This window comes from Streptomyces sp. NPDC006335 (assembly GCF_040612795.1).
Taxonomy (GTDB): Bacteria; Actinomycetota; Actinomycetes; order Streptomycetales; family Streptomycetaceae; genus Streptomyces.
Genome location: NZ_JBEXQX010000010.1, coordinates 341,495 through 364,564, shown reverse-complemented (window position 1 = coordinate 364,564; position 23,070 = coordinate 341,495). Strand labels below are relative to the sequence as shown.

General features: G+C 70.4%; 17 protein-coding genes. 9 read left to right on the top strand and 8 right to left on the bottom strand.

Features of this window, described 5'->3' with window-relative positions; translation table 11 throughout:
- The 7 genes from ABZ098_RS27790 to ABZ098_RS27760 all read right to left on the bottom strand — a co-directional run.
- The coding region (locus ABZ098_RS27790) for an L-arabinose isomerase (RefSeq protein WP_356595603.1) at positions 1-1,082 on the bottom strand (1,082 nt) is incomplete at its 3' end.
- 19 nt (positions 1,083-1,101) lie between these two features.
- Complete coding sequence (araB, locus tag ABZ098_RS27785; protein ID WP_356595601.1) at positions 1,102-2,757, bottom strand: ribulokinase; 1,656 nt, start codon at positions 2,755-2,757, stop codon at positions 1,102-1,104.
- 95 nt (positions 2,758-2,852) lie between these two features.
- Positions 2,853-4,898, bottom strand: a complete 2,046-nt coding sequence (locus ABZ098_RS27780; RefSeq protein ID WP_356595599.1) for an RICIN domain-containing protein — start codon at positions 4,896-4,898, stop codon at positions 2,853-2,855.
- Positions 4,899-5,001: 103 nt separating this feature from the next.
- A complete protein-coding gene (locus ABZ098_RS27775; RefSeq protein ID WP_356595597.1) occupies positions 5,002-6,507 on the bottom strand; it encodes an alpha-N-arabinofuranosidase in 1,506 nt (501 codons plus the stop codon).
- Between the two features lie 56 nt (positions 6,508-6,563).
- On the bottom strand, positions 6,564-7,466 hold the full coding sequence (locus ABZ098_RS27770) for a carbohydrate ABC transporter permease (protein ID WP_356595595.1): 903 nt from the start codon (positions 7,464-7,466) through the stop codon (positions 6,564-6,566).
- Positions 7,463-8,455 carry a sugar ABC transporter permease gene (locus ABZ098_RS27765; protein WP_356595593.1) on the bottom strand — a complete coding sequence of 331 codons (993 nt, stop codon included), beginning with the start codon at positions 8,453-8,455 and terminating at the stop codon, positions 7,463-7,465. The genes ABZ098_RS27770 and ABZ098_RS27765 overlap by 4 nt, the downstream gene beginning before the upstream one ends.
- Positions 8,456-8,551: 96 nt before the next feature.
- On the bottom strand, positions 8,552-9,907 hold the full coding sequence (locus ABZ098_RS27760; protein WP_356595591.1) for an extracellular solute-binding protein: 1,356 nt from the start codon (positions 9,905-9,907) through the stop codon (positions 8,552-8,554).
- 480 nt (positions 9,908-10,387) lie between these two features.
- Here ABZ098_RS27760 and ABZ098_RS27755 point away from each other — a divergent pair, with 480 nt between their 5' ends.
- From ABZ098_RS27755 to ABZ098_RS27725, 7 genes are all read left to right on the top strand, one after another.
- Complete coding sequence (locus ABZ098_RS27755; RefSeq protein WP_356595589.1) at positions 10,388-11,434, top strand: LacI family DNA-binding transcriptional regulator; 1,047 nt, start codon at positions 10,388-10,390, stop codon at positions 11,432-11,434.
- 149 nt (positions 11,435-11,583) lie between these two features.
- Complete coding sequence (locus tag ABZ098_RS27750) at positions 11,584-12,873, top strand: alpha/beta hydrolase-fold protein (protein WP_356595587.1); 1,290 nt, start codon at positions 11,584-11,586, stop codon at positions 12,871-12,873.
- Between the two features lie 114 nt (positions 12,874-12,987).
- The gene (locus ABZ098_RS27745) at positions 12,988-13,788 is read left to right on the top strand and encodes a hypothetical protein (protein ID WP_356595585.1); all 801 of its coding nucleotides are present in this window, start codon (positions 12,988-12,990) and stop codon (positions 13,786-13,788) included.
- A 558-nt stretch (positions 13,789-14,346) separates the two neighbouring features.
- On the top strand, positions 14,347-14,670 hold the full coding sequence (locus ABZ098_RS27740; protein WP_356595583.1) for a hypothetical protein: 324 nt from the start codon (positions 14,347-14,349) through the stop codon (positions 14,668-14,670).
- 3 nt (positions 14,671-14,673) lie between these two features.
- A complete protein-coding gene (locus ABZ098_RS27735) occupies positions 14,674-15,960 on the top strand; it encodes a WXG100 family type VII secretion target (protein ID WP_356595581.1) in 1,287 nt (428 codons plus the stop codon).
- Positions 15,957-16,652, top strand: coding sequence for a hypothetical protein (locus ABZ098_RS27730; protein ID WP_356595579.1), 696 nt, complete (start codon positions 15,957-15,959; stop codon positions 16,650-16,652). Before ABZ098_RS27735 ends, ABZ098_RS27730 begins: the two co-directional genes overlap by 4 nt.
- Positions 16,649-17,275 (top strand): hypothetical protein, encoded by a 627-nt coding sequence (locus ABZ098_RS27725; protein WP_356595577.1) that lies wholly within the window; start codon positions 16,649-16,651, stop codon positions 17,273-17,275. The genes ABZ098_RS27730 and ABZ098_RS27725 overlap by 4 nt, the downstream gene beginning before the upstream one ends.
- 23 nt (positions 17,276-17,298) lie before the next feature.
- Here the strand turns inward: ABZ098_RS27725 and ABZ098_RS27720 are convergent, their stop codons facing one another.
- A complete protein-coding gene (locus ABZ098_RS27720) occupies positions 17,299-20,154 on the bottom strand; it encodes a PKD domain-containing protein (protein ID WP_356595575.1) in 2,856 nt (951 codons plus the stop codon).
- 311 nt (positions 20,155-20,465) lie between these two features.
- On the opposite strand from ABZ098_RS27720, the gene ABZ098_RS27715 reads away from it, so the two are divergent.
- Together ABZ098_RS27715 and ABZ098_RS27710 are read left to right on the top strand one after the other, a co-directional pair.
- A complete protein-coding gene (locus ABZ098_RS27715; RefSeq protein ID WP_356595573.1) occupies positions 20,466-20,654 on the top strand; it encodes a hypothetical protein in 189 nt (62 codons plus the stop codon).
- Between the two features lie 44 nt (positions 20,655-20,698).
- The gene (locus tag ABZ098_RS27710; protein ID WP_356595571.1) at positions 20,699-22,504 is read left to right on the top strand and encodes an ABC transporter ATP-binding protein; all 1,806 of its coding nucleotides are present in this window, start codon (positions 20,699-20,701) and stop codon (positions 22,502-22,504) included.
- The last annotated feature ends 566 nt before the right edge of the window (positions 22,505-23,070 follow it).

Here is a 23,070-nt window from a genome sequence, read left to right as displayed (position 1 = left end):
GAGGGGCAGACCTCCAGCATGTGCGCCCCGAGCACGCGCGGGGTGCCGGGGCCCAGGTGGTAGGTGTAGTCCTCCATGAAGCTGGTCCCGCCGGGCAGTCCGGCGCCCATGACCTTCATGGTGCGCAGGAGGGCGGAGGTCTTCCAGTCGCCCTCGCCGCCGAAGCCGTAGCCGTCGGCCATCAGGCGCTGGACGGCCAGGCCGGGGAGCTGGCGCAGGCCGCCGAGGTCCTCGAAGTTGGTGGTGAAGGCGGTGAAGCCGCCCTCGGTGAGGAAGGTGCGCAGGCCCAGTTCCTGGCGGGCGGCGTAGAGCAGGGAGTCGTGGCGGATGCCGCCGGGGCGCAGCGCGGGGACGACGTCGTAGGACTCGACGTACTCCTCGGCGAGTTCGGCGGCCGCCTTGTCCTCGACCGCGTCGACGACGGCGACCAGGTCGTTGACCCCGTAGGTGTTCACCGAGAACCCGAACCGCAACTGCGCCTCGACCTTGTCGCCCTCGGTGACGGCGACGTCGCGCATGTTGTCGCCGAAGCGGGCCAGCCGCAGCGTGCGCGAGGCGTGCCTGCCCAGGGCGGCGCGGGCCCAGGCGGCGATGCGCCGGACGACTCTCGGGTCGGTGGCGTGCCCGGCGACGATCTTGCGGTCGACGCCCACCCGGGACTCGATGTGCCCGAACTCGCGGTCGCCGTGCGCGGCCTGGTTGAGGTTCATGAAGTCCATGTCGATGCTCGGCCAGGGCAGCGACAGGTTGTACTGGGTGTGCAGGTGCAGCAGGGGCACATCGAGGGCGCTGAGTCCGGCGATCCACATCTTGGCCGGCGAGAAGGTGTGCATCCACACGATCACACCGACACACGTGTCGGAGGCGCCGGCCTCCAGGCACATCCGGCGGATCGACTCGGCGTCGGTGAGGACCGGCTTCCACACGATCCGGGCGGGGATCTTGCCGGGGCCGCCGAGGATCTCGGCGATGTTCCTGGACTGCTGGGCGACCTGGCGCAGGACGTCGTCGCCGTACAGGCCCTGGCTGCCGGTGAGGAACCAGATCTCCCGGTCGGGGTGGGTGGTCGTGTCGGTTTCCATGAGGGTTCCTTTCAGGAGGTCAGGCGGAGGCTTCGGCGCGCAGGCGGCGCAGGCGGCGCATGACGTCGTTGGTGCCGCGGCCGAAGTAGTCGTGCAGCACCCGGTACTCCGCGTACAGGCGCTCGTAGGCCGCGGCCCGCTGGGGGTCCGGCTGGTAGAGGCCGCGCTGGACCCGGCCCATGGCGTGGGCGGCGGCCCGGATGTCGGAGTACGCCCCGGCGGCGACCGCCGCGTGCATGGCGGCGCCCAGTGCCGGGCCCTGGGTGGAGCCGATGACGCCCAGCGGGCGGCGGGTGACGTCGGCGTAGATCTGCATGAGCAGGGCGTTCTTCGTCAGGCCGCCCGCGACGATGAGCTCACGCACCGGTACGGCGGCGGACTCGAAGGCGTCGATGATGGTGCGGGTGCCGAAGGCGGTGGCCTCCAGCAGGGCGCGGTAGACGTCCTCGGGGCGGGTGGACAGCGTCTGGCCGATCACCAGGCCGCTGAGGTCGTGGTCGACCAGTACCGAGCGGTTGCCGCTGTGCCAGTCCAGGGCCACCAGTCCGTGCTCGCCGACCTGCTGCCGGGCGGCCAGTTCGGTCAGGTACTCGTGCGCGGTCTGCCCGGCCGCCGCGGCCTTCTCGGCGTAGTCGGCGGGCATCCCGGTCCGTACGAACCAGCCGAAGATGTCGCCGACGCCGCTCTGTCCGGCCTCGTAGCCCCACAGGCCCGGCAGGATGCCGCCGTCGACGACCCCGCACATGCCGGGCACGGTGCCGAGCCGGTCGGAGCTCATCACATGGCAGGTCGAGGTGCCCATGATGGCGACCATCTGACCGGGCTCGACGGCCGCCGCCGCGGGGGCGGTGACATGCGCGTCGACGTTGCCGACGCAGACCGTGATGCCCTCGGGCAGGCCTGTCCAGGCGGCGGCTTCGGCGGTCAACGTCCCGGCCGCGTCGCCGAGTTGCCCGATGGGCTGGTCCAGCTTGTCGGTGACGAATCCGGCGAAGTCGGGGTGCAGGGCGCCCAGATAGGCGGATGACGGGTAGCCGCCGTCCTGGTACTGACCCTTGTAGCCGGCGGTGCAGGCGTTGCGGACGTACGTCCCGCTCAGCCGCCACACGATCCAGTCGGCCGCCTCCACCCACCGCTCCATGCGGCCGTACACCTCCGGGTCCTCTTCCAGGACCTGAAGTGCCTTGGCGAACTCCCACTCCGAGGAGATCTTCCCGCCGTAGCGCGGCAGCCACGGCTCCTTCCGTTCCTCCGCCAACGCGTTGATCCGGTCGGCCTGCGCCTGGGCGGCGTGGTGGCGCCACAGCTTGACGTAGGCGTGCGGGCGACCGGCCAGAGCGGGCAGCTCGCACAGGGGCGTGCCGTCGGCCAGCGTCGGGACCATCGTGCAGGCGGTGAAGTCGGTGCCGATGCCGATGACCTGCTCGGGCGCCACCCCGGCGCGGGCGAGCGCTTCGGGTACGGCGGTGCGCAGGACGTCGATGTAGTCGGAGGGCACCTGGAGGGCCCAGTCCGGGGGGAGGCGGGTGCCGTCCGGGAGTTCGCGGTCCAGGACCGCGTGCGGGTAGACGTGCTCCGCCGACGCGAGCTCCTCGCCGTCACGGACGCGGACGACGACGGCTCGTCCGGACAGGGTTCCGAAGTCGACGCCCACGACACAGGGCTCCTCGGGCATGGCGGCCCACCACCTCTCTTGTTCGGTACTGCGATCACTGTTCGGGATCTTGAGCAGAAGATCGGGGCCCGGCCTTGGCCGGGCCCCCGGGTGGGTCAGTTGACCCGGACGACCTGCCACAGTTCGTCATCGGCGCCGTTGTCGGCCGACTGCACGATCAGCGCGCCGTTGGCGGTGGAGGCCGAGGCGACGTCCGCCACCAGGCCGCTGCCGGAGTTGACGAGCTTGTAGTAGCCGCCGCCCGCGTCCGTGAGCGTCCACTTCTGGGAGCTCGCGGTGGAGGACGCGTTCTGGACGACGGCCGCGCCGGCCGAGGTCGAGCCGTTGCTGTCGAGGAACAGACCGCTGTTGACGTTCTTCACGGTCCACGCCCCGCCGCTCTGCGACTGGAAGGTCCACAGCTGGCAGTTGTTGGCGGTGTTCACCCACTGGCCCGCCTGCTTGCCCGTCGCGGTGGAGGCTCCGGGGATCTCCAGGAACTTGCCGCTGTTCTTGTTGACCAGGCGGTACTGGCCGGTGGACAGCGTCGGCAGAGCGGTCTGGGTGAGGTTCCAGCGCTGGCAGGCGCAGCCGGTGTCGGCCCACTGCCCGGCGGCGGTGCCGACGGTGGTGGAGGCGCTGGGGATCTCCAGGTACTTGCCGCTGATCCGGTTGGTGGCGGTGAAGCCGCCCGCCGGGTTCGGGGCGATCGCCCACTCGTGGTCGAGGGTGCCGTTGTCGTCCCACTGGACGACCTTGGCGCCGTTGGCGGTGGACTGGTTCGTCACGCCGAGGACCTTGTTGCTGGCCACGTTGAAGATCTTGAAGTAGCCGGAGGTCTGCTGGACGAACTTCCACTGCTGGTCGGTGGCGTTGTCGGCGTTCTGCTGGGTGGCGCCCACGCCGTTGGTGGTGGAGCCGCCCGCGATGGTCAGCATCAGGTGGCTGTTGGCGTTGGACATCGTGTAGGTGGCGCCGTCCGAGATGCCGCCGCCCAGGTCGATCGTGCCGTAGGTGATCGGGTTGAGGCCGGTGCTGGTGAGGTGGCCGCCGCTGAGGACCATCAGGCTGTGGCCGTCGGCCAGCGGGAGCAGGCCGCGGCTGTAGCCGCCCGGCACGGTGGAGGCGATGCGCGTCCAGGTGTTCGCGGCGCCGTTCTGCGTGTTGAGGAACAGGTCGTCGCTGCTGTTGGCGCTCACCACCAGGGTGCCGTTGGCGCCGCCGGTGGGCAGCCAGGTGATGTACGGGGAGCTCTTGGGCTGGGTGCCGTCGGTCGCCTTGAGCGGGATGGCGGTGGCGGAGCCGAACGCCTCCGGGTTGGAGGAGATCTTGTAGTAGACGGCGAAGCCGCCCTCCGGGGCGCCCCAGAACTCGTACGTCATCACGTAGTTGCCGTTGGGCAGCTTGGCGATCACGGGCATGCCCGGACGGTCGCCGTACGTCGAGGTGGCGACGTCGTTCACCACGGAGCCCCAGGTCAGACCGTCCGTGGAGACCTGGTGGACGATCTTCTGGCCGTAGTTCGGGTCACGCTGGTCGGAGTAGTACACGATCAGCTTCGAGCCGGACACCATCAGGAACGGCTCCCACACCGGGGTCTTGCCGTTGGTGGGGTCGGCCTCGCCACCCTGCGCGATGGTGCTGACGAACGACCACGTGACGCCGTGGTCGGTGCTCGCGTACAGGTCCAGCTCGGTCGTGGAGAGGTCGTTCGGGATGGAGTTGCCGGCGGCGAGGATCGTGCCCGCCGGGAAGTTGCCGATCTGCGTGGGCAGTTCGTACAGGAACGGCTGGTAGCGGTTGCCGAAGCCGTTGTGGGTGTCGCTGATGCTGGAGATCTGCGTCCAGCTGCTGCCGTTGTCGGTGCTGCGGTAGATCGGGAAGACGGGGGTGCCCGAGCTGTACTGCTCGAAGGTGGCGAGCAGGGTGCCGTTGGACGATCCGCTGTTCTGCAGGCGGATGGCGCGCGGGTAGAGCGAGCCCGGCGACGGAGCGCCCGACGGCGGGGTGTACATCGTCTGCGAGGCACGGGAGATCGCGTGCGCCTGGCCCGAGGCGGGCAGGACGAGGGCGACGACGGCTGCGAGCAGGGCCAGCAGCACGGTGATCGCCTGGGGGCGGGGTACGGCGCGCAGTCTGGCGCTTTCCCTGATGGTGGACATGGGCGGCTCCCAAGGGATGTCCGGGAAGAGGGGATGGTGCGGGGCCCGCCGCTCCCGGGAGATCGGGGGGAGACGGGGACGGCGGGTGTCGGAGGGGGAGTGGTCAGCCGGCGCGGCGCAGCCGGACGACGTTCCAGGAGACGGGCGGCAGGCTCGCGGTGAGCCGTCCGTCGGTGACGCTGCCGGTGTCCGCGGTGTACGGGCGGACCCGGTCGGGGTCGTCCTGGGTGTTGACGGCGCGGATGTCGGGGTCGCTCAGCACCGCGTGCTCGACCGGGACGTAGCCGGGGAACGCCCGCAGGTCCAGGGCGAGTGCGACGTTGTCGCTCTGGTGCCGGTTGACGGCGAAGACGGTGAGCTCGTCGCCGTCGTGGGTGGCCACGGCGTCCACGACGGAGACCTCGCCGAAACGTTTCGTCTCATACGTCGGCGCGACCGGCTCCACCCGCAGGACCGTGCCGCGGGCGTGCCGGGCGGCCTGGGCGAAGGGGTGGAAGGTGGTCTGCCGCCAGCTCGGGCCGCCGGGCTCGCTGCGGATGGGGGCGATGACGTTGACGAGCTGGGCGAGACAGGCGGCGGTGACCCGGTCGCTGTTGCGCAGCAGGCTGATCAGCAGCCCGCCGACCACCACGGCGTCGGCGACGTTGTACTCGTCCTCGATCACCCGGGGCGCCACGGCCCAGTCGGTCGGCTTGTCCCGCGCCTCGAAACGGGTGTTGTACCAGACGTTCCACTCGTCGAAGGAGAGGTTGATCCGCTTCTTCCGGCCCAGCTTCGCCCGGATGTGGTCGGCGGTGGCGACCACCGACTCGACGAAGTGGTCCATGTCGACGCCGGAGGCAAGGAAGCTGCCCAGGTCGCCGTCGAGCTCCTCGTAGTAGGCGTGGCAGGAGATGTAGTCGACCTGGTCGTACGCCTCCTCCAGGACGGTGGCCTCCCAGGCGCCGAAGGTCGGCATCGAGGAGCTGGAGCTGCCGCACGCGACCAGTTCGAGGCCGGGGTCGATCATGCGCATGGCCCGGGCGGTCTCGGCGGCGATACGGCCGTACTCCTGGGCCGTCTTGTGGCCGGTCTGCCAGGGGCCGTCCATCTCGTTGCCCAGGCACCACATGCGGATGCCGAACGGGTCGTGCGCGCCGTTCTTGATGCGCTGGTCCGACCAGGCGGTCCCACCCGGGTGGTTGCAGTACTCCAGCAGGTCGAGGGCCTCCGCCACGCCCCGGGTGCCGAGGTTGACGGCCATCATCGACTCGACGCCGGCCTTCTCGGCCCAGCGCTGGAACTCGTGCAGGCCAAACGCGTTGGTCTCGGTGCTGTGCCAGGCCAGGTCCAGGCGGGCGGGCCGGTCGGCGACCGGGCCGACGCTGTCCTCCCAGCGGAAGCCGGAGACGAAGTTGCCGCCGGGATAGCGCACGGCGGTCACCCCCAGCTCGCGCACCAGGTCCAGGACGTCACGGCGCAGGCCGTCCTCGTCGGCGTACTGGTGGCCGGGCTCGTAGATGCCGGTGTAGACGCAGCGGCCCATGTGCTCGACGAACGAGCCGAAGGTCCGGGGGCTCACGTCGGCGACGCGGAAGGCGGGGTCGACGGTCAGGGAGGCGTGCAGCATGGAGGTCGCTCCGGAAGGTGCGCGAAGGGGGAGGAGGCTGGGCGAGGGGGCTGGGCCTACTTGAGGCTTCCGACGGTCAACCCGCCGCGCCAGTACCGCTGGAGGAGGAGGAAGGCGACGATCAGCGGGATGATCGCCACGAGGGAACCCGCGATGACGAGGGTGAACAGCGTGTTCGCGCCGGACTGGACCAGCGCTCCCTGGTACCAGGACTGAAGGCCGACGGTCAGCGGGAACAGCTTGTCGTTGTTCAGCATCACCAGCGGCAGGAAGAAGTTGTTCCAGGTGCCGACCATCGAGAACAGCAACACCGTCACCAGCGCGGGCTTCAGCGTCGGCAGGGCGACGGACCACAGCACCCGCAGCTCACCGGCGCCGTCGACGCGGGCCGCCTCCAGCAGTTCGTCCGGCAGCGACTCCTGCACGTACACCCGGACCAGGTAGACGCCGAACGGGTTGAGCAGCGAGGGCAGGATGACCGCCCACATGGTGTTGGTCAGCGCCACCTTGCTCAGCAGCAGGTAGGTGGGGATGGCCAGCGCGGTCGCCGGGACCATGATGGCGCCGAGCAGGCTGGAGAAGAGCAGGTTGCGGCCGGGGAAGCGGTACTTGGCGAAGGCGTACCCGGCGAGGGTCGCCACGGCCGTCGCGCCGACCCCGCTGACGCCGGCGTAGACGGCGGTGTTGCCCATCCAGCGCAGGTACTCGCCGTCGTTGTAGGTGAACAGCTGCTGGAGGTTGGTGAAGAAGGCGCCCGGCGAGTGGAACCACAGGGCCGCGGTGGAGAACAGGGCGTCGTTGTCCTTGGTGGCGGCGACCACCAGCCACCAGAACGGCAGCAGGAAGTACAGGATCATCGCCACCATCACCGCGTTGACGGTGACGCGTCCTTTGGCGGAGGACGTACGGCGGGGCGCCGGGACGGCGACGACGGGGGCGGGGGCGGCGGCGGTGGTCACTTCAGTCCGCTCCTTTTGCGCGTGGCGAACAGGAAGAGGTAGGAGCCGATGAAGACCACCGCTCCCAGGGAGAAGGAGATGGCGGCGGAGTAGTTGAACTCCGAGTACTGGAAGGCCAGGTTGTAGGCGTAGAGGTTGGGCGTGTAGTCCGGGGTGATCACGGAGGACGCCGTCGGCTCCAGCACCCGCGGCTCGGTGAAGAACTGCAGGGTGCCGATGATGGTGAACATCAGCGTGAGCACCATGGCCGAGGAGATCATCGGGATCTTGATGCGCAGGGCCGTCTGGATCTGGCCCGCGCCGTCGAGCTTGGCCGCCTCGTAGACCTCGCGGGGCAGGCCCTGGAGGGCGGCGTACAGGACGATCATGTTGTAGCCGGTCCACTGCCAGGTCACGATGTTGCCGAGCGAGGTCAGCATCAGGCTGTGGCCGAGCAGGTCCACCTTCCCGGCGCCCAGGGCGTGGCTGAGGGAGTTCACCGGGCCGAAGGTGGGGCTGTACAGGAAGCCCCACATCAGGGCGCCGATCACCGCGGGGACGGCGTACGGCATGAACAGGGTCATCCGGAAGACCTTGGCGAGTTTGCCGGTGACCTCGTCGATGATGAGGGCGCCGAGCAGCGCGAGCCCCAGCATGACCGGGACCTGCACCAGGCCGAAGACCACCACACGGCGCACACCGGACAGGAAGTGCGGGTCGGTGAAGGTCTGCTGGTAGTTCGCGAACCAGCTGAAGTGGTCACCGCCGACCAGGGTGGAGGTCCTCAGGCTCAGCCAGAAGGCGTACGCCAGCGGAGCCACCAGGAAGGCCGCGAAGAGCAGGCCGAACGGGGTGATCAGCAGCAGGCCCATGGCCTGGTGGCGGGTGTGGGCGGACTGCCGTCCGGTCCGGCGGCGGCCCGTACCGGTGGCCGGGGCGCCGAGTCCCTTCGCGGGAACGGTGCCCGGGCTCACGGCCGGCGCGGGTCCCTGCTGTCGGAGCAGGCTCATCACATCTCCTTGCGCGTCTTGCGGAGCCCCCGCCGGCGGGCGGTGCGACGCGCGGCCGCCGGCGGGGGCAGTGGGGGAGTCGGGGACTCGGGTCGGTTACTCGCTGACCTTGAATCCCTGCTTGCTCGCGTAGGAGGTCACCTGGTCCTGGATCTTGTCGTTGACGGACGACCAGTCGCTCTGGCCCTGGAGGGCCTTGCCCACCTCACCGGTGTCGGTGTTGTAGGCGAAGTCCTGGAACGGGCTCCAGTCGAAGGTCCCGATGCCGTTCGCGGCGGGCACGAACACCTTGTTGATCTGCTGGCCGCCGAAGAAGTCGTACTTCTTGTCCTGGAAGTACGCCCCGTTGAGGATCGGGTTGACCAGCGGGAACAGGTAGGCCTGGTCGATGCCGATCTTCCAGGCCGCCTGGGAGGTGCCGAAGAGCTCCCGGGCGACCTCGGTGGCCTCCTTGGGGTGCTTGGTCTGCGAGGTCACCGAGAAGCTGGAACCGCCCCAGTCGCCCTGGGCGTTGTCGCCCGCCGTCCACTGCGGCAGCGGGGCGACCCGCCACTTGCCCGCGGTCTTCTTGGCGACGCTGGAGAGGTAGCCCGGGCCCCAGCCGGCCGCGATGTAGGTGGCGTACTTGCCGCTGCTGAGGCCGTTGTAGAAGTCCGTGGTGGCGTACGACTGGGTGTCGACCAGCTTGTTCTTGACCAGGTCGCCCCAGTACTCGTACACCTTCTTGGCGTTGTCGTCGTTGAGCTTGACCCCGATGTCGGGCAGCTTGCTCGCCGAGTAGGTGTAGGGGCGCGAGCCGGCCTGCCACGTCAGGCCCTGGCGCCAGCCGGCCGCGGTCTCGTCGCTGCCGAAGTCGGTCATGTACGCGTTGGGGTCCGCCTTGTGCAGCTTGGCGGCCTCCTCCTTGTACTCCGCCCAGGTCGTCGGGACCTTGAGGTTGTACTTCTTGAAGAGGTCGGCGCGGTACATCATCGCCATCGGGCCGCCGTCGACCGGGATCGCGTAGACGTGCTCGCCGTCGGAGGCCTGCTTCCAGGCCCAGTCGACGTAGTTGCCCTTGTCGTCGTTGGCGCCGTACTTGCCCATGTCGAGCAGGCCCTTGGTGAGCTGGATGGTGGGCAGCTCCTGGAACTCCAGCATGACGACGTCGGGGGCGCCCTGGCCCGCCTTGAGCGCGGTCTTCAGCTTGGTGTACTCGTCCTGGCCGACGCCCGCCTGCACCCAGTCGACCTGGACGTCCTTGTGGGTCTTGTTGAACTCGGCCACGACCTGCTTGAACTGCGGGTACCAGGCCCACACCTTGATGTGCACCGGGCCGCTGCCCGTGGTGCCGCTGCCGCTGCCGCCGCCCGACCCGCAGGCCGCGAGGAGCACGCCGGCGAGCGCGGCGGAGGTCGCCGCGACGGCGGTGCGCCGGAGGGAACGGGGCGTGGGCCTTCTGGTGGAGGACATGAGCAATCTCCTGGATGTGGTGCCCGAGGGCAGGGGCGAGGGAGGCAAGGCGGAGGTACGCCGGACACGCGGGGGTCCGGCGGGAGTGGGGCCGAGGCATGCGGCACCGCGGCTCGGGTGCGGAGAGGACGTCAACCGGCGCGGGAGGGTGGGCGCTTGTGACGTCGGTGAAGGTGAGCGGCAGCTCGGTGATCAGCGCACGGGCGCCGTCAGACCACCATGAGTAAAGAGTGAAGCCCTGTCAGGGCCGGTGCGGCTCCCGGTCCCTGAGTGGTGGCTGTTCCCACTGCGGCTCCTACGGTTCGGTCCGCGACGCGGTGACGTCACGGTCCCTGGGTTCCCGACCCGGCTGGATCAGGCCCCCTTCTGCTACGCTTTGCAGCGCTGCAAAAGTGTTAACCGAGAACTTGCCGCGCTGCAAGAGGTAACCCGTAGGAAACTTTCAGCGCTGAAAACGACATCCGGGACGAAGGTGTGCATATGGCAAATGGCGTCACACTCCGCGACGTCGCGGCGCTCGCCGGCGTCTCCAGCCGGACCGTCTCCAACGTCGTCAACGGCTACGCACCGGTCTCCGAGGCCATGCGAGCCCGGGTGCAGAAGGCCGTCGACGAGCTCGGCTACCAGCCCAACGTCCTGGCCCGCAACCTCGCCTCAGGCCGCTCGGGCCAGATCGCGGTCGTGGTGCCGTACCTGGACACGCCCTACTTCGCCGAACTGTCCCAGGGCATCATCCGCGCGGCCCGGGTGCGGGGTTACAACGTCCTGATCGACCAGACCGACGGCGACGCGGAGCACGAGAAGCTGTTCCTCAGCCGCGGCTCCCAGCAACTGCTGTTCGACGGCGTCATCTTCAGCCCGCTGGGGCTGGCCCAGTCCGACCTCGGCGAGCGCGACGCGAACCTCCCGCTGGTCGTGCTCGGCGAGCGGGTGAGCGACGGCGGCTTCGACCACATCGGCATCGACGACGTCACCGCCTCCCGGGAGGCCACGGAGCATCTGCTCGGCCTCGGCAGGCGCCGCGTCGCCGCGATCGGCGACCAGCCCTACCGCACCGGCGAGGCGGCCCAACTGCGCACCCAGGGCTACCGGTTGGCGCACGAGCGGGCCGGCGTACCGGTGCACGAGGAACTCGTCATCTCCACCCCGCGCTTCAACCGCTCCGACGGCGCGAGCGCCATGGCCCACCTGCTCGACCTGGAGGAGCCGCCCGACGCGGTCTTCTGCTACAGCGACCTGGTGGCCCTGGGCGCCCTGCACACACTGGCCGCCCGCGGACTGCGCGTCCCCGAGGACGTCGCCGTCGTCGGCTACGACGACATCGAGGACGCCCGCTACTCGAACCCGCCCGTCACGACGATCTCGCCGGACAAGAAGATGATCGCCGAGACGGCGGTGGCGCGACTCCTCAAGCGGATCGGCAGCTCGACGCCGGTCCCCGGGATGGAGATCCGGGCCCCGCACCGGCTCATCACACGGGCCAGCACCATGGGGCGGCAGGCGCCGGACGCACCCGGTGACAAGTGAGCGTCCGGGCCGCCGCTCCTGGCCGTCGCGTCCCTCCTGTGCCCTAGGACACGTACCCCTTTTGCACTAATTGGGGAACGCGAAGGGTTCCGGAGCCCTCCTTCTGTGTGAAGGAAACCGCACAGGTAGGAAATCGGGGATCAACCGGTATGGGTCTGACCAGCGAGACGACCGTATATGTGATGGCGGCCCTCGCCGCCGTGTGTGTGGCACTCCTGGTCTGGTGGTGGCCACGGTTCGCCCGGCAGGGACTGCTTCAGGTGCTCGGCCGCCTGGTGGCCCTCGGGACGACCCAGGTGGTGATCATCGCCGCGTTCGCGTGCTGGCTGAACTCGTCGTACCAGTTCTTCGGTTCGTGGGGCGAACTCTTCGGCCGCGTGGAGACGGCCCCCGTCGGGGTGACACAGGCGGGTGACCTCGGCGGCACCGGCACGGTCAACGGCGTCGCCGTGAAGGGCGCGTTGGTCCAGCCCGCCACCGACGAGCAGCTCAAGCGGGTCAGCGGACTGCCCACCGGCCCCGCCGCGGTCGACGGGCGCGTGGAGTCCGTGAAGGTCATCGGCCGCCGCACGGGAGTCGTCGACCCGGCGTTCGTCTACCTGCCGCCGCAGTACTTCCAGAAGGCGTACCAGCGTCAGCGCTTCCCGGTGATCGTGGCGCTCAGCGGCTACCCGGGCAGCATCTTCAACCTCGCGCAGCACCTGCGGGTGTCACAGACGGCCGGGGCCCTGCAGAAGAGCGGCCAGATGCAGCCGACCATCATGGTGATGATCCGGCCGACGATCGCCCCGCCGCGCGACACCGAGTGCGTGGACGTACCGGGCGGCCCGCAGACCGAGACCTTCCTGGCCAAGGACCTCCCCGACGCCCTCAAGTCCGCCTACCGGGTCGGCCACGACGCCAGCGCGTGGGGGGTCATGGGCTACTCCTCCGGCGGCAGCTGTGCCCTGCAACTGACGATGCGTGATCCGCACGTGTACACGACGGCCGCCGCCCTGTCGCCGGACTACCGGGTCAAGGACGACCCGACGACCGGCAATCTCTTCGGCAACGGCCCGGACCGCGTCGAGCGGATGAACGGCCACGACCTGATGTGGCGGCTCAAGCACCTGCCCGCCCCGCAGGTCTCCGTCCTGGTGGCCGAGAGCAAGCACGGTGAGCGCGGCTACCCGCAGACGCAGGCCTTCATCAAGGCCGTCAAGCCGCCCATGCGGGTCGTGTCGATCCTGCCCGAGCACGGCAGCCACAACTTCCCGACCTGGGTGCAGGAGATGCCTCCCGCCCTGAAGTGGATGAACCAGCAGCTCACGTTCCCCCAGGACGTCGTGCCGCGCCACCACAAGAAGGGGACGGTGGTCGCCGACCCGCCCAAGCCCGGTCGCGACCCCCTGCGCGCCGACGGCCCGGAGCCGACGCCGACGGCCCGGACACGCAGGTGAGGGCGGCCGCCGCCGGTCCGTCAGCCTCTGAAAGGAAACTTACTCGCCAGAAGCACAAAAACTATGGCAAAGCGGTCTGGGGCAAGGGCGGTTGACCGTGTCATCGTGCGGACCATGACGACACAGCACCACCTCGGTGACCTGGACGACCGTTCCCGCCTGGACCTGAGCCCGATGGCCAACAAGGTGCCCGAAGTGACGGTCTGCTTCTGGATCATCAAGGTGCTGACCACCGGCATGGGGGAGACGGCGTCCGACCTCCTGGCCCGGGTGCTCGGCCCGGTACCGGCGGTCGCCGCCGGCGGTGTCGCCCTGGTGGCCTCCCTGGCCGTCCAGTTGACCGTCCGTCGGCACATCGCCTGGGTCTACTGGACCGCCGTCGTCATGGTCAGCGTCTTCGGCACGATGGCGGCCGACGTCCTCCACGTCGGCCTCGGCGTCCCCTACGCGGTCTCCGCCCCCGCCTTCCTCGCCGTCCTGGCCGCCGTCTTCGTCCTCTGGTACGCGAGCGAGCGCACGCTGTCCATCCACAGCATCCGCACCCGCCGGCGCGAGGTGTTCTACTGGGCGGCCGTGCTCGCCACGTTCGCCCTCGGCACCGCGGCGGGCGACCTCACGGCGACCGCCGGACTCGGCTACGTGGGCTCGGTCCTGCTCTTCGCGGCCGCGATCTGCGTGCCCGCACTGGCCCACCGCTTCAGCGGCCTGAACGCGGTGACCGCCTTCTGGGCCGCGTACGTCATCACCCGCCCCCTCGGCGCCTCGCTCGCCGACTGGATGGCGGTGAACCACTCCCGCGGCGGCCTCGCCCTCGGCCTGGAGCCGGTCACCCTGGCCTGGACCCTCGCCATCCTGGGGTTCGTCGCGTACCTGGCGGCATCACAGCGCGGGAGGCGGGGGCCCGCGACCGCCTGACCGGCGCGGTGCGGTGAGGCCTGACTTCGGCGGTCTGGGAGTACGGGGCGTCAGCGCAAGCTCCATGCGATGCGCCGGCACCGCCGACGAGCCAAGCCGGTCCGCCGAGCGAGGCCTCCACCCAGCGACGGTCGAGGGGGGCGTCCTCGGTGGGCGCCGGGTCGTGCGCGAGCGCTCCGACCACTCGACCTCGGCGCGGAAGAGTCCAGCAGCCGCTTGCGGACGTACGCGGAGAGGGCTTCAGGGGGCCGCCGTACGACACCGGAGCGATGCGTGGCCCTCGGAGAGATCGCGCGGCGCTGCCCCCGCGGAACCGCGGTCCGTGCCAGAAGTTGAGGAATCTGTGGAGATTCCAAGAATGATGGGCGGCCAGTGGGGCGCGGTCGCGCTCGACTCGCTGTGGCTGTAGGGGAGTTGTGCTTTCCCGCGGGGAACGGCGACACCGGGCCTTTGCCCGTCCTTTAGTCTGGTGGCGCGCCGGCACCATGGCGGGGACTTCTGTTCCGCTCTCCATGCGTCCCGTGTCGCCTCGCACGTATCGAAGAAGGGGGCCGCCTCATGGCGGATGAATTCAAGGTCGACCTGAGCCAATTGAACTCTTTTGGCCGGGTGTTGAAGCAGTCCGTCACCGATCTGGAGGAAGCACGCACAGCGCTCTCCGCTGTCAGTGCGGAACAGATCGGAACCCCGCGGCTGGACGAGGCGTGCGAGACCTTCCAGAACAGATGGAAGTACGGGACGGGACAGCTGAAAGACATGATCAAAGCGGTGGACGAGGGCGTCGAAAAGACCGCGCTGAGCTATAAGCAGTTCGAGGAGAACCTCTCGAAGGCCCTCAAGAAGATGGAAGAGACCAACGCCGCGAATACCGGGGGGAAGTAGCCGGTGGCAGCCAACCCGTACCCGAGCCTCGGCTGGAACCCGGTCCCGGGAATTCCCGAGCAGGTCAGCTCCCTCTACCGCAAGGTGAAGTCCGCGGCGGACACGCTCGACAACTGCCACCGGCAGATCGAGTACCTGCTCGGGGCGAGCTCCAGCTGGCAGGGAGACGCGGCGAGCGCGTTCCGGGACACCCTGGACGGCGATCTGAAGACCGCCATGATGAACGCCGGGAACTCGCTCGGCAAAGCCGCCGCGGCGCTGGGCAAATGGGAAGGCGAACTGACCTCCCACCGCGACCTGGCGAAGAAGTACGACGACGCCGCGCGCGAGAACAAGGCGGACGCCGACAAGGCCCGCAGCCGCTACGACCAGGCCAAGGGGAACCCGGACCTCAAGCTCGGCGGCAAGGAATACCCCAGCCAGGCGGAGGCCGACGCCGCGACGGAGCGTCTGCGCGCCGCCGAGCGCGAACTGAACGAGGCCACCACCCACCTCAACAACGCCAACACCGCCTACAACGACGTCATCGCGAAGGCGAAGGAGCTGGAGGGCACCCACACCGACGCCGCCGAGATCGTCGCCCGCAGCCTCGACGAGGCCGACGACCAGCTCGCCCCCAAGGAGCCGGGCTGGTTCGACAAGGCCCTCAGCGCCATCGGCGAGGGCCTCAAGGCGGTCGGCGAGTTCCTGGTGGAGCACGCCGGCACCATCGGAGCCATCGCGGGGCTCCTGGCCCTGCTCCCTACGCCGCTGGCGCCGGTGTTCGCGGGGATCGCGGTCGTGGCGAGCGGGGTGTCCATGGCGAAGAACCTCGCCAGCGAGGACTTCAGAGACGCGCTCACGGGCAAGTACGGCTTCAAAGAGGGCGCGTTCGCCGCCGCCGCGTTGGTCGGTGACACTCTCGGCATGGTGCCCGGCGTCGGTGCCCTCGCCAAGGCCGGCAGCGAGGTGGGTCTCGCGGCGGCCGTTGCCCGCGAAGGAGGCGAGGCCCTGTCGCTGGGCTCGAAGCTGGGCACGTTCGGCAAGGAAATCGTGCCCGCCTTCAGCTACAAGGCTCTCGACGTGGCGACCTCGCCCGGCACCGGAGCGCTCCAGTACGGCATCAACGGCGTCAACGTGGCGGCGAACATGGCGTCGTCCCTGGAAAGCCTGGGCGTGTTTCCGAAGAACGGCCCCGGACATGACGCGTCCGAGATCACGAAGGGCGCGGCTGCCGCGACCGGTCTGAAGGGCGCAAGGGTCGACATCGCCACGGGCATCGGCGAACTGATGGGGGCCATCCGGCTGTGAACGCGTTCCTTGACACGGTGGAGGCCCAGCCGAAGCCGGAATTCTGGTACGGACTGCCCCATGGCTACCTCCAGCTGGACCTCCATCCCTCACCTGAGGGCATCCAGGAGGTGGCCCGGCAGATCGACGCCCTCCCCGATGACCTCCGTGACCGCGCCGACCAGGTGTTCCGGCTGTACGCCGGCGTCCTGACGATGCTGCGGAGCCAGGAGGTCATGGGGTGCGCGCTCGGCATGCACCCGGACGAGCACGGCGGGGCCAACCTGTCCGTCCTCACGGTCTCCACCGTCCCCACGTCGGGAGCGCACCCTGAAGCCGTGCTTCTCCAGATGCTGGGGGACGGGACCGGCCCTGGCGACGGCATCGTGCCCGTGGAACTGCCCGTGGGCACCGCGTACGTGCTGGAGACGGAGCGGACCACGCCCGCGCCGACCGCTCCCCCCGAGGGTCAGGACGAGCCCGCGCAGGAGACCGTCTGGCAGGGCACGGTGGCGATCCCGGTTCCTCGCACCTCGTCGATCATCACCGTGCAGCTCGTCACGCCGGCGGTGGAGCTCGCCGACGACTACCGCGGCGTGCTGCTCGGCGTCGCGCGTACGGTGACGTTCGACGACCCGGCGGCGCCGGGCCCTGCCGAGGTCCCGTTCTCGGATTCCGGCTCAGCGGCAGACGAAAGGAGCCCGTTCGGATGACGGTGCCAGAAGAGTGGAAGCACGGTCTGGAGTCGAACACCCCGCCCGCGCCGTATCCGACCGATGGATCGGAATACCAGGGCGCGGTGCGCCACTACTACGGTGACGCGCTGAAGAGGTTCCTCAAGTTCTTCCCGGTGTTCCTGCTGATGTGGGTCCAGCTGTACGTGTTCCAGCTCGACTATCTGCTGCCGGTGGGCATCATCGGGATGATCGGTGTCGTGTGGGTATCGCTGCTTCTTTTCGACCGCCTGCGTTCGATCCGTAAATGCTCCCGAGTGTTGAGGACTTACCCGCTCGAATTCCGCACCCCCGTCGAGAAGATCGGCATGGAGTCGACCCACACGCTCTACCTGCGCTTCGGCGACCAGAAGGGCACCCCCTTCACCCTGCGCGCGAAGGATGCCGTGGGGCGTGGTCGGTGGCCCGTCGGCATCACCGACGGCGTCTGGTTCGCCGGTGACGAGCCCTTCGGCGGCGCGATGATCGTGCCGGGCGGCGGTGAGTTGCTCCTCCTCCAGCCCAGGGACTGGAGGGCGAGGGAAGAGGACCGGAACACCGCCGGACCGGAGCGGATCGACAGGGCGAAGCGGGCGGGCATCAAGGGCCCCTTCCGCCTCTAGGGCCGGGTGCGCGGGCTCCCGTATCAGCCGTAGTAACCCTCCAGGTCGGCCACGACGTCGACCGAGCCGAGCGCGTTGTGGATGCGGATGGAGCCGTCGGCCCCGACCGGGAGCACGGCGAGGACCGGGCGGGTCTGTCCCGCGGTGAGGTTGTCGTTGGACACGGTCGGCAGGGTGCCGTCGCCGTAGGCGGTCAGGTGGGTGTTGGCGGCCGGGGCGACGCCCGTCAGGTTGACCAGCACGGCGGTGGCTCCCGCCGGGACCTTGGTGAGCTTCACGGTGAGTGTGCCGCCCGCGCCCAGCGGCTTCGCGGACGCGCCCAGGCCCGTGCGGGTGTCGAGGAAACGCGTGGGCGCGGTCGCCAGGAACGGCGCGCCGGCGGGGGCGACCGGGTCGGCGTCCGTGCCCACCTGCGCGTTCGTGTACACCCCCTGGAGGTCGGCGATCAGCTGGACGTGCCCGGCGCTGTTGTAGATGTGCACCTTGCCGTCGTTCACACAGGAGACAGCGAGGTTGGAGGCGGTCTGGCCCGCCCGGTAGTTGAGGGTGGACGTGGCCGGCGAGGGGCTGCCGCAGGACACGGTGACGTAGCCGCTGCTGGTGCCCCCGGTCACGGTGACGTTGAGGACGGCGCCGACGGTCGCCCAACCGCGGGCGTACGTCGGCAGGGTGAGGGTCGTGGTGCTGCCCGGGCCGACCGCGCCCTTGGCCGCGCCGGTGCCGTCGCGGGTGTCCAGCACGCGGGTCGGGGGGACCGTGGCCAGGCCGGTCGCGTTCAGGTCGCCGTCGCCGGGCTTGGTGGTGGTGTAGTAGCCCTCCAGGTCCGCGATGAGGTTCACGCTGCCGTGCGCGTTGTAGAGGTCGACGTAGCCGTCGGACCCCACGCGGACGGTGACCAGGTTCGGATTGTCCTGTCCGGCACGGAAGTTGAGGTTGGAGGCGCTCGGGCGGGCGGTGCCGTCCGGGTAGACCGACACGTAACTGGACGCCGTGGCGCCCGCGTCGGTGACGTTCAGGGTCACCGCCGTCACCCCGGACGCCGGGAGGTAGCCCACGCCGAGGAGCTTCAGCCGGACCACACCGCCGGCGCCGACGGCCCGCTCGGGCGCGCCCGTCCCGTACCGGGTGTCCAGTACCCGCACGGGACCGGCGACGATGAAGGAGGCGCCGACCGTGGTGCTGGAGGTCACGGTGGCGGTCCGCCCGTCGGAGTCGGTGACCGTCTGCGTGACGGTGTAGGTGCCGGGCGCCTTGTAGGTGTGCTGGAGCACGTCGTGGGAGGCGGTGACGGACAGCGCCGCCGAACCGTCGCCGAAGGTGATCCGGTCACTGGTGACCGGGTAGGGGTCGAACCAGGTGTCGTACGTGCACTGTGCCGAGTCCGGCACCGTGGGGACGGCCACGCAGCCGATCGTCGGGGCGAGGTCCGGCAGCGGATTGATCCGTACCTGGTCGTAGGCGGTACCGACCCGCGTTCCGTCGGCCCTGTTCACCACCACCGAGGCCTGGACGCCGGTGCTGGACGTGACCTGCGTGTAGGTGTGGCCGGCCGAGCCGGTGGCGGAGGTGACGGTCGTACCGTCCCCGAAGTCGAAGGTGTACGTGAACCCGTCGAGCGAGTCCGACCACGGGTTGCGGAACTGCGCGGTGGCGGTGCCCGGGACGCCGACGAACCCGGTGGTGACGGTGAGCCCGCTCAGCGCGAACGGGTCCTGGAACTCCGTGGCGCCCCGGTCGTCGTGGCCGGTGCCCGTGTCGGCGACGAGGGGGTCGTCGACCCGGGGGTGTCCGTCGACGTCCGTGGACAGCTCGCCGGGTGCGTCGGAGTCGGCCGAGTCGATGAGCGGTGAGTGCTCCGTGGGCAGTCCGCCCGCCGGGATCGTCAGATTCGTCTGGTCAAGGTCGTGGGCGCCCTGGCCGGTGCCTGCCCGGAAGGCCTGCGCGGTGGCGTAGGCGGTGCCGGCCCAGTCGTAGTCCGTCCCGGCCGACGGCGGGTTGAGCGCGTTGTAGTCCGCGCTGACCTGGGGGGCGGAGGTGGCGTCCACCGTGAGTTCGGCCGTGGCGGGGGAGCAGGCCGTCGTGCCGTAGGGCAGGGCCACGGTGTTCTCCACCGACCCGGAACTGCCGTCGGTCAGGCTGATCGCGCCGCAGTCCGTCCAGAACGTGTCGCCCGCGAAGTCGATGCCCGCGGTGCCCTCGGCCGAGACTCCGCCGCCCTGGAAGGTGTCGCCGGCGAGGGTGATGTTCCGCGCTCCGGTGGCGCTGCTGACAGCCGTCGGTCCGGAGCTCCGGACCACCTTGAGGCGGGTGAGGGAGATGTCGGAGGAGGCTCCGTCGATCGCGATCACGGCGGTGGTGGTGTCGGCGATGTTGGTCTGTGCGGAGGCGGCGCGGTAGCTGATGTGCTGCGAGTCCTCGACGGCCAGTGCGCTCGCCCCGGCGGCCCTGGCCTGGATCCCGGCCATGTCGACGTACCGGGCGCCGGAGAAGGTGATCCCCGTGGCCGGGCGCGGGCCCGCGACGGTGACCGGCGATCCGTCGCCGGTCGCGGCGGCGGAGAAGGTGACGGGTGCGTCCGCGGTGCCCGCGGACCTGATGGTCACGGGCGCGTAGAACGTGCTGTTGCCCGCGATGCGTACGGTGTCCCCCGGCACCGCGGCGTCCGCGGCCGGCTGGATCTGGCAGAAGGGCTCAGCCGCCGAACCGGGACCGCTGTCGTCACAGTCGGTGGCTTCGTCGTTGACGTAGAACGTCGTACCGGTGGCGGTGTCCGCGTGTGCGGTGCCGACACCGAGGCAGGCGACGAACAGGGCGGTGAGAGCGGCGGACGCGAACCCTGGGTGTCTCGCTGGGTGTCTCCAGCCCTTGAACGAGCCCATGGTGACGTCCCCCTCCGGATCCGGACCCTCGCTGCAACTGGCGGGATCGTAGGGCGGACCGGGGACGGCGAATGCCGTTGATGGGCTGGTGTTTTCCCTGCCCCTCGAAAGTTTGCGCGCCGTTGGGCCGGAGCGGGGACCAGGCAGACCAGTGCATCGGCATGACTTGAACTGCCACGCCCAGGGGCTGCGTGCGGCCCGAGGCCTCCGACCCGCCGCCCCGTCATGCAGGCGGCTCCAGCCACTTGGCGGGGGTGCACCCGACGGTCGCCGGATGGCCGACGGCAGGCCGGGGCTTCCAGGCTGGTGGCATGACACAGCGTGCGCAGGAGAGGGAGCCCGCGGGGCGTGATGACGCCGGGCGACGCAGGAGCGAGCTTTGGGAGTTCCTCGGCATGGCGTTGGTCGCGGGCGGCCTCTGCCTGGCCGTCGCCCGCCCAGAACTCGGCGATGCCGTGGTGCACACGCTCGCCACGAGGGCCGTCGACCTGGCCCGTTGAGCCGCTGACGCGGTGCGTGGCCGACCACGTGGGAAAGGAATCCTGTGAACACCGCATCCGCCCCGGAGGCGACGGGTGCCGAGTCCCCGCGCGCCCGCGAGACGCTCAGGGCGCTGTACGGGTACGTCCGTCCGCACCGGTGGGCCGTCGCGCTCGGACTGCTGTGCGCGCTGGCCGGGGCCGCCGGCGGGCTGCTCCAACCGCTGGCGACGAAGACGCTCGTCGACCGTCTCTCGTCCGGTGGCACGATCGGAACTGTCCTGCTGGCCATGACCGCTGTGGTCCTGCTGAGCATGGTGGCCGAGGCGTTCGGCGCCTATGTGCTGGAACGCACGGCGGAGTCGGTGGTGCTCGCCGCCCGCCGCAGCCTCGTCGGACGGTTGCTGCGGCTGCGCCTGGCGGAGGTGGACCGGATGCAGCCGGGCGATCTGATGTCCCGGGTGACCTCCGACACCACACTCTTGCGGGCCGTCAGCACCCAGGCGGTGGTCTCCGCGGCGACGGGAGCGGTGACGCTGGTCGCGGCGGTCGTGGTGATGGCGTTCCTCGACGCCGTCCTGCTCGGTGTCACGCTCGGCGTGGTCGCGGTCGTCGGTGTGGCTGCCGCGCTGGTGATGCCGAAGATCGGGCAGGCCGCCGAGCGTGCGCAGGCGGCAGTCGGGGAGATGTCCACGGGCCTGGAGCGGGTCTTCGGCGCGTTCCGCACGGTGAAGGCGTCCGGCGCCGAGGAGCGGGAGACCGCTCGCGTCGAGGCGGCGGCACGCAGGGCGTGGCGCCACGGCGTGCGCAGCGCGAAGTGGGAGGCCGTGCTGGGCTCGGCGGACGACCTCGCCGTGGAGCTGGCGTTCCTCGCGGTCCTCGCCGTCGGCGGGGCGCGGGTGGCGTCCGGGGACATGCCCGTGTCCACGCTCATCGCGTTCCTGCTGTACCTCTTCTACCTGATGGAGCCGGTGTACAAGCTGGTCGAGGCGGCGTCCCACTACCAGGAGGGCGCGGCCGCGATCGCCCGGATCGCGCAGGTGGACGGCCTGGCGACGGAGCCCCGGGACCGGCACCGGCCGGTGCGGCCCGCGGCGACGGAGGCGGTGCGGCCGCGTCCGGTGTCGGTCCGCTTCGAGGAGGTGTCCTTCCGGTACGGGACCGGGCTGCCGGACATCCACCAGCGGGTGGACTTCGAGGTGCCGGGCGGCGGAATGACGGCGTTCGTCGGCCCCTCCGGCGCGGGCAAGTCGACGGTCTTCGCGCTCGTCGAGCGGTTCTACGAAGCAACCGGCGGCCGCGTCCTGGTCGACGGCAAGGACGTGGCCGAGTGGCCGCTGTCCGAGCTGCGGTCCGTCATCGGATACGTCGAGCAGGACGCGCCGGTGCTGGCGGGCACGCTGCGGGAGAACCTGGTCTTCGCCGCGCCCGGCGCCACCGACGACGACCTGCGCGAGGTCCTCGCCCGGACCAGGCTCGACGCCCTCGTCGAACGTCTCCCGCACGGCCTGGACACCCCGGTCGGGCACCGCGGCACGAAACTGTCCGGCGGCGAGCGCCAGCGCGTCGCGATCGCCCGCGCGCTGCTGCGCAGGCCCCGGCTGCTGCTCCTGGACGAGGCGACCTCGCAGCTCGACGCCGTCAACGAACTGGCACTGCGGGACGCCATCGCCGAGACCGCACGCGAGACCACGGTGCTGGTGGTGGCCCACCGCCTGTCGACCGTGACGGACGCCGACCGCATCGTCGTCATGGACGCGGGCAGGGTCCGCGCGGTCGGCACCCATGAGGAGCTGGTGGCCGAGGACGAGCTGTACGCACGGCTCGCGGCGACGCAGCTGCTGACCTCGACGGGACGCCCTCGCGGGTGAGCCGGGCCCGACCAGCGGGCTCGCCGGTGCGTCGGCGTCTTCCACCGGCTGCCCCCGTCGTACGGCGGGGGCAGCCGGGCCAGGTGGCCGGGTGGTGCCGGGCATCCGCCGGATACCGGCCCACTGGATTACCTACGTCTGTGCCGAGACGCCCTGCTGCGAACGGCCCGCCGCAGCCCGCAAGGGCGATCTCCTTGCGGGCCGGGCAGGCCGTCCAGGCCGGGACGGGGCAGGAAGCCGAGCCGCCCCGACCGGACCTCACCGGGTGTGCTCGGCGGGCTTGGTGGCGGTGTTGAGCAATGCTCCAGGGGGCCCACGCCCCCGCACAGCACATGGGGCCGCGCCGTACAGCGGCGCAGAGCACGGACAGGCTGACGCGGGTACAGGCGGGGCGTGGCCGGCTGATCCTCGAACGGTAGGGAGACCGACTGCGGCCCGCACTCGGGCGGGCCCGGACCGATCCCACCGGACGAGTACCGCCGACACCATCCGCCGGGCCTCGCCCGCCCGCCCGCCGACGGGCCGGAGCGCTCCCCCCGAGCGGCTGGAACGGGCCTGCCGGTGGC

What these genes read in the sequence shown, in the direction of transcription:
- ABZ098_RS27745 (WP_356595585.1), top strand. Translation starts at nt 12,988, where the DNA reads ATGACGACACAGCACCACCTCGGTGACCTGGACGACCGTTCCCGCCTG.
- ABZ098_RS27760 (WP_356595591.1), bottom strand. Translation starts at nt 9,907, where the DNA reads ATGTCCTCCACCAGAAGGCCCACGCCCCGTTCCCTCCGGCGCACCGCC.
- ABZ098_RS27765 (WP_356595593.1), bottom strand. Translation starts at nt 8,455, where the DNA reads ATGAGCCTGCTCCGACAGCAGGGACCCGCGCCGGCCGTGAGCCCGGGC.
- ABZ098_RS27775 (WP_356595597.1), bottom strand. Translation starts at nt 6,507, where the DNA reads ATGCTGCACGCCTCCCTGACCGTCGACCCCGCCTTCCGCGTCGCCGAC.
- ABZ098_RS27740 (WP_356595583.1), top strand. Translation starts at nt 14,347, where the DNA reads ATGGCGGATGAATTCAAGGTCGACCTGAGCCAATTGAACTCTTTTGGC.
- ABZ098_RS27720 (WP_356595575.1), bottom strand. Translation starts at nt 20,154, where the DNA reads ATGGGCTCGTTCAAGGGCTGGAGACACCCAGCGAGACACCCAGGGTTC.
- araB (WP_356595601.1), bottom strand. Translation starts at nt 2,757, where the DNA reads ATGCCCGAGGAGCCCTGTGTCGTGGGCGTCGACTTCGGAACCCTGTCC.
- ABZ098_RS27755 (WP_356595589.1), top strand. Translation starts at nt 10,388, where the DNA reads ATGGCAAATGGCGTCACACTCCGCGACGTCGCGGCGCTCGCCGGCGTC.
- ABZ098_RS27725 (WP_356595577.1), top strand. Translation starts at nt 16,649, where the DNA reads ATGACGGTGCCAGAAGAGTGGAAGCACGGTCTGGAGTCGAACACCCCG.
- ABZ098_RS27750 (WP_356595587.1), top strand. Translation starts at nt 11,584, where the DNA reads ATGGGTCTGACCAGCGAGACGACCGTATATGTGATGGCGGCCCTCGCC.
- ABZ098_RS27780 (WP_356595599.1), bottom strand. Translation starts at nt 4,898, where the DNA reads ATGTCCACCATCAGGGAAAGCGCCAGACTGCGCGCCGTACCCCGCCCC.
- ABZ098_RS27715 (WP_356595573.1), top strand. Translation starts at nt 20,466, where the DNA reads ATGACACAGCGTGCGCAGGAGAGGGAGCCCGCGGGGCGTGATGACGCC.